The 1,128-nt window shown below is 72.0% G+C and carries 1 protein-coding gene; it reads left to right on the forward strand.

Annotated elements, in window-relative coordinates:
* A partial coding sequence (locus FRW57_RS21870; protein WP_152187069.1) for a DEAD/DEAH box helicase occupies nucleotides 1-1,128 on the forward strand: 1,128 nt, incomplete at both ends.

Consider the following 1,128-nt stretch of genomic DNA (forward strand, 5'->3'; position numbering starts at 1 on the left):
CGGCAAGCCGCAGGCGCTCGCCGTGGCGCCGACCCGTGAGCTCGCCGTGCAGGTCGCCGGCGACATCGAGCGCGCCGGCAAGAGGCGCGGCGCCCGCGTCCTCACCGTCTACGGCGGTCGTGCCTACGAGCCGCAGGTCGAGGCGCTGCAGCGTGGCGTCGAGGTCGTCGTCGGCACACCGGGCCGGCTGATCGACCTGGCCAAGCAGGGTCACCTCGACCTGTCCCACGCCAAGACCGTCGTCCTCGACGAGGCCGACGAGATGCTCGACCTCGGCTTCCTGCCGGACGTCGAGAAGCTGCTGGCCCTGACCCCCGCATCCCGGCAGACCATGTTGTGGTCAGCGACGATGCCCGGCGCCGTCGTGGCCCTGGCCCGTCGCTACATGACGCAGCCGACCCACATCCGGGCGATGGAGGAGGACGGCAGCGACCGGCGCACCGTCAAGGCGGTCGAGCAGTTCGTCTACCGCGCCCACGCGATGGACAAGGTCGAGATGCTCGCGCGGATGCTGCAGGCCAAGAACCGCGGCCTGACCATCATCTTCAGCCGCACCAAGCGCACCGCGGCCAAGGTGTCCGACGAGCTCGTGGACCGCGGCTTCGCGGCCGCTCCCATCCACGGCGACCTCGGCCAGGGCGCCCGCGAGCAGGCCCTGCGGGCGTTTCGCAAGGGCAAGGTCGACATCCTGGTGGCCACCGACGTCGCCGCCCGCGGCATCGACGTCGACAACGTCACCCACGTGGTCAACTACCAGTGCCCGGACGACGAGAAGACCTACCTGCACCGGATCGGCCGCACCGCGCGCGCCGGCAACACCGGCATCGCGGTCACCTTCGTCGACTGGGACGACATCCCGCGGTGGGGTCTGATCAACAAGGCCCTCGACCTCGGGATCCCGGACCCGCTGGAGACCTACAGCTCCTCCGAGCACCTCTACGCCGAACTCGAGATCCCCACGACTGCCACGGGTCGCCTGCCCCGGTCCGCCCGCACGCGGGCCGGCCTCGAGGCAGAGGAGGTCGAGGACCTCGGTGAGACCGGCAAGCATGGCGGTCACGCCGGCCCGGCGCGGTCCCGCGACGGCCGGTCGGGCGGGTCCCGCTCGGGCGGTCGCGACGGCGCGAG

Origin of the sequence: Segeticoccus rhizosphaerae (assembly GCF_009192725.1) — a bacterium.
GTDB classification, from domain to species: Bacteria; Actinomycetota; Actinomycetes; order Actinomycetales; family Dermatophilaceae; genus Segeticoccus; species Segeticoccus rhizosphaerae.